General features: G+C 31.7%; 6 protein-coding genes. 3 read left to right on the forward strand and 3 right to left on the reverse strand.

Annotated features, from left to right (window positions below; translation table 11 throughout):
- Window positions 1-380 precede the first annotated feature (380 nt).
- Together ACI9TV_RS15695 and ACI9TV_RS15700 are read right to left on the reverse strand one after the other, a co-directional pair.
- Complete coding sequence (locus ACI9TV_RS15695) at window positions 381-1,862, reverse strand: putative glycoside hydrolase (RefSeq protein WP_415251762.1); 1,482 nt, start codon at window positions 1,860-1,862, stop codon at window positions 381-383.
- 62 nt (window positions 1,863-1,924) lie between these two features.
- Entirely contained in the window at window positions 1,925-3,058 is a 1,134-nt protein-coding gene (locus ACI9TV_RS15700) for a TRAP transporter substrate-binding protein (protein WP_415251763.1), read from the reverse strand.
- A gap of 124 nt (window positions 3,059-3,182) precedes the next feature.
- On the opposite strand from ACI9TV_RS15700, the gene ACI9TV_RS15705 reads away from it, so the two are divergent.
- The gene (locus ACI9TV_RS15705) at window positions 3,183-3,452 is read left to right on the forward strand and encodes a hypothetical protein (protein WP_415251764.1); all 270 of its coding nucleotides are present in this window, start codon (window positions 3,183-3,185) and stop codon (window positions 3,450-3,452) included.
- Here the strand turns inward: ACI9TV_RS15705 and rraA are convergent.
- Entirely contained in the window at window positions 3,449-3,931 is a 483-nt protein-coding gene (gene rraA / locus ACI9TV_RS15710; protein ID WP_415251765.1) for a ribonuclease E activity regulator RraA, read from the reverse strand. The two genes, ACI9TV_RS15705 and rraA, sit on opposite strands and share 4 nt — an antisense overlap.
- Before the next feature lie 591 nt (window positions 3,932-4,522).
- Here rraA and ACI9TV_RS15715 point away from each other — a divergent pair.
- Together ACI9TV_RS15715 and ACI9TV_RS15720 are read left to right on the forward strand one after the other, a co-directional pair.
- Window positions 4,523-4,945 (forward strand): DUF3995 domain-containing protein, encoded by a 423-nt coding sequence (locus ACI9TV_RS15715; RefSeq protein ID WP_415251766.1) that lies wholly within the window; start codon window positions 4,523-4,525, stop codon window positions 4,943-4,945.
- 55 nt (window positions 4,946-5,000) lie between these two features.
- A complete protein-coding gene (locus ACI9TV_RS15720; RefSeq protein ID WP_415251767.1) occupies window positions 5,001-5,144 on the forward strand; it encodes a hypothetical protein in 144 nt (47 codons plus the stop codon).
- Window positions 5,145-5,279: the final 135 nt, after the last annotated feature.

Genomic DNA, 5,279 nt, shown 5'->3' on the forward strand with positions numbered 1-5,279 from the left:
AACAATAAGAAATTATGTGAAAGACCAAGGAAAGAAATATACAAAGGTGCATACTAGTCAGTTGTTATTTGACTTATAAGCTCAAACGTAAGTGATACTCCGTACCCTTGGGTCGGGGTCGTTCATTGGCCTGAAAAATCAAGACAAGTTTGAATCAAAAACTATACAACAAATATATAAAAGGAGAAAAATAAAATGGAAGAAAATAAAATGCAAATACTTTAGTAAGGATGGGAATTATCTCAGGTAAGGTTTATAATGGTGATTACTTTACTATAAAATATGATGGTAGCCTTGTGAAAGATACTATAGAAGGTACAATCCCTTTGTCCAAAAGTATCTTTGTGATGAAAAGCAATACAAAAAAAAGCTAAAAATATCTACTTATTAGCCTTGAAATAACCTTTATGGTACTTACTCGATGGTGACCACATCATCCATCCGTTTGTTTGCATTTTTTCCGCAGCTCTTACCTGTTCTGTCACTTCATGTTTTTTGTAATGCATTCGAGTGTGTGAGTAGTCTTTAAAGTACTGTAACCATGGTCTTACTCGAGAAGGGTCTATGATTTTTTCTATATGCTTAATACTTCTGTAAATAACAATAAAAGGATGGCTCGATGGATTTTCTTTTCCAAAAGAACCGCTTGCAAATCCTGATGGATAAAGCATAGGAGCTAAATAATCTGCATGTTGGGCTAAACTTGTAACTGTTTGACCAATATTGTTGTCACCCTTCTTTGTCCAGAGAATATTTCCATATGTATCTACTGAAATATAAACACCGTATTTTCGAAGTTTATTTTTTGCAGAGTCTAAAAATGTACCAATCGCTTCTATGCGATTTTCTTGAGTGTTTTCTTTGGAGAAAACTAAGTCTGATTTTGCAGGAAAGCGAATGTAGTCAAAATTTATCTCATCAAATCCAACTTTAGCGGCTTCTTCTGCCATTCGTATAGTATAGGCATGACTTCTACTATCATAAGGATCAACCCAAGCCATATCGTCATGGTTTCTCCATATTTCACCAGCTTGATTTTTAATCGCGTATTCTGGATTATTGGATGCTTGAATTTCATCTTTAAAAGTAACAATTCTAGCTATTGTATAGATACCTCTATCTTTCATCATTTTCATAAATCTCGAGATGTTTCTGTTAGTTCTGTTTTTGTGAGCACCATAACCGTTAGCTTGTTTAAATGAAGTTTTATAAAGTGTAGAACCGTATTCGTTTTTGATATCTACAACTATCGCATTTACCTCAGTTTCTTCAATGATTTTAAAAATTTTCTTCATTACGTCCGAATTGCCACTCGCTCTCCAAAACGTTAGATATAGGGCTTTAACATTGATTGGCTCTAGTTCATATTTACTAATATTAGAATCTTTTTTTAGGTGAAGTGCTTTATATCCATATGCTTTAATATGAAATATTTTTTCTTCTGTAGAAAAATCAAAATTTCCATTTTTATTACTTTTTACAGTGTTCGTAGAGTCACTAACAAAAGCTCCTTCTATAGGTTGCAAAGTTTTTGCGTCAACAATCGTATCAGTTTGAACAAGTATAGAAGGAACAGGAATTACAACGGCAATACCGTTACTCTTTAGCTGCATCTTGTATTTTTTCTTAAGAGCAAGCTTTTTTACAAGAATCGTTTCATAGTTATCTGATTTAATATTAAATGTATTATCATCAGTTGCAAAATGAAACCAGCCATTTCTATCGCTTTTAACAGATGATTTAGAGTCACTTATAGTGGCTCCAACAATGGGATTTAATGTTTTGTTATCAATTATTGTTCCAGTAAAGGAAGCAAAAAGAAGGCTTTGAAGTAGGATGAAAATAGTAAAAAATTGTATCAAATAGTCTCTCGTGTTTTAGTTATGTATATTAAGCAAAATGTATGCCATATAGAGTTGTTTATCTATCTCTCATTTAAGAAATAACGTAAGCTTGTATCGCTCCATTGTTTTGATAGCTGTAAGTGTTTATCAATGGAATTATACACTTTTTGAAAATCTTTATTTTTAGAACTTAATTCATCGATAACTTCGCTTAATGCAATTTTTCCAGCGTCAATAATATCTTTTGGGTATTGCATTACATTTACATTAAGCTCTTGAAGCTTTTGGAGTGCATGAATATTTTCGGCATGAAATTCATAAGTCATGTTTGAATTCATTTCACTTGAAGCAACTTCTATCATAGCTTGATGCTCGAATGAGAGTTTTCCCCAAGATTCTTTGTTAAATGTAAGTTCTAAAATAGAACCCGGTTCATGCCATCCAGAGTAATAGTAAGGTGCAACTTTGTAGAACCCCATCTTAATGTCAAGCGCAGGTCCCACCCATTCAGTAGCATCTATAACACCACGTTCTAGAGAAGTATAGATTTCACCAGCCGGTAAAAGAATTGGATTTACACCCATTTTTGCAAAGACTTCACCAGCAAGACCAGGAATACGCATCTTGAGACCTTTCATATCTTCAAGCGATTCTAAAGGCTTTCTGAACCATCCACCCATTTGAATGTTAGTATTTCCACCCATAAATGGATAAAGGTTATACTTTGCGTATTGTTCACGCCAAAGATCTAGTCCACCACCAAAAAGCATCCATGAGTTTATCTCTTCTGCGGTAAAACCAAAAGGGATGCCACTATACAGTGAAAAAGCAGAATTTTTGCCTTTCCAATAATAAGGACCAGAATGAAAAGCATCGATTTGACCACTACTACACGCATCAAAAACAGCAAGAGCAGGAACTAACACATTTTTAGGATAAATTTTTATCTCTAAAGAACCACCGCTAATATCTTTGATTCTTTGTGCAAACTTCTCAACTCCAATTCCCATGATAGGAAAATGTGCAGGCCAACTAGTAGCAAGTTTAATAATAGTTTTTTTATTTTTGTTGTGATTTACTCTTTTTTCTTGAGAGCTTTTTGCTTGGGGCTGTTTAGAGTAATCAATAGCTTGACGATTACTTTCGTTACACCCACTCAGCGCTAAGGCAGCTGAAGTAGTAGTAGCTGTTGTTAAGAAATCTCTACGGTTCATAATATCACTGCCTTTAAAATAAATCGTATTATATACTAATATTTCAAATCTAATTTTAATTTATTATCTTTTTAATTAAGTTATAATTCTATATAATAATAGTATTTGTATTTAAAGGTTAATTATGATGAAAATTATTGTGATATTTACGTTATTTACATTTTCATTGTTAGTAGCTTCAAGCACTAACAAAAGTGAGAATGAAGCAAAGCAAAGAGCAGCAAAACAACTGAAGATAGAGATGGAAAAAGAAAAGAAATATTCAAGAGAGAGAACTTTTTATAAAAGCAGTAACTATGATTTTAAAGGAGCCCAGGTTAATCCAGACTCTTTAGATTCTGTGCCAAATCTAGAGCCAGACGATGATTTTGATATGGACTCTGTTTACGATTAATTGTGCAGAGGTTCGTGCGTTACCATAACACCATCTGTATCGGCATAGACATAATCACCATTTTTAAAATCAACACCACCAAAAGAAAGAGGAACATTTCTAACGCCCTCAGTAACAGGAATGTACTTTCTAGGACACGTCCCTAAAGCATAAAGAGCTACTGGAATATCTTGAATCTGGAATGTATCTCTTATATATCCATTCACTATAATCCCTGAATAGTTGTTTTGTTGTGCAAATTTCATTAAGTTTTCGCCGACTACCGCAAAAAACTCTTTTTCTACATCAACTATAACAATCTTTCCTGTTCCATCTTCATCACGAAGTAATTTGATTAATTCAGAGTTATTCTTATCTAGTTTAACTGTGACTACTTCACCACGACACTTCATTGCTCCACCATAATTTTTAAAATCATGACTTAAAACATCCGTAAGCTCTGGATGCTCATCACAAAAATCTGCTGTAAAAAAATTCATATTTTCTCCATTTATCTATAATAGTAATTGTATTTTAGCAACTTGTTACCTTGGTTTTTCTTACTTGAGCTTCAACTGCCACTAGAAAAATATAATAATTTCCCTTCGAATCTTCGTAAGTAGAATCTCATGTGAGAAATAACTCAACATCTAGAAATTCTTAAAAAGATAGAAAATTCTCATAAAATAGTAACATTCTAACTTTATAAGGAATGATTTTAGTGTTCCTTGAATAAAGAGTTAGGAGTGTAAAATAAATAAGTGGATATTAACTTTTATTGTCTTTATTAACATTATCATTTCTCTATATGCTATTGCACCTAATTTTGTTACATTTGCACAAATCTATCCTGAAGAAATTACATATACGGCTCATTATACAAAGGTGTAGAAATGGCAGGAAATGGTTCTTTTCTTTTATTTTTATACTTTCAATGTAAAAAATATCCTAACAAATCGTAGCAATAAAAATATGTTCCTTTGGTCGAAAATATTTTTATTTATTAGAAAATTTTGCTATTATATTGAAAAAAAAATTAGGTTGAGAACAAGAAACATATTCTTGTATTCAACCGTTAACAAAGGAACTAAGTGGATTTAATAGCAACAATGACTGTAATTGTATTGATAATGATCGGAGTATTCCATTTTTATTGGTCTTTTGGTGGATTAATTGGCTTAGATAAAGCTTTGCCAACAAAAGATGGAAAATTATTATTAAGTCCAAGTAAACCATTAACATTTTTTGTTGGTATTGTTTTAATAATTTTTGCATATATCGCATATTCATTACAATTTCATGATTTTACGATAATTGAAAGTAGTAATGTGTATAAATACAGTGGATTATTTTTATCTATAATATTCATACTAAGGGCTATAGGTGAATTTAATGCTGTTGGATTTTTTAAAAAAATTAAAAATACAGAATTCGCAATTTATGATACAAAATATTTTTCACCATTGTGTTTAGTGCTAGGTATTGTATTTGCTATATTGACATACAAAGTATAACAAATTGCAAGCGCCAATACTTAAATGTTATGTTCATCAAAAAAGGATTTAAAGCATGTTGGAAGTCGGCATTTTTTTACTAATTGTCATTATTTTTGGTATTATCCCTATGTTTATCTACTCAAAGCAAGAAAGAGAAGTTACTCAAAACTCAAAACCAAACACAATATTTGCAATTATTACCATAACCTACTTATAAAACTATTTCTGACTTTAGAAAGAATAATCCTAAAGCACTTAAGCAAGTATTTAAAGACTTCGTACTTCTGCTAAAAGGATTAGCTTTAATCGGAGATCATCTTGTAGCCCTAGATGGAGCCTTTTTAAGAGCTAA

The sequence above is a fragment of the Sulfurimonas sp. genome (assembly GCF_047622445.1).
Classification (GTDB): Bacteria; Campylobacterota; Campylobacteria; order Campylobacterales; family Sulfurimonadaceae; genus Sulfurimonas.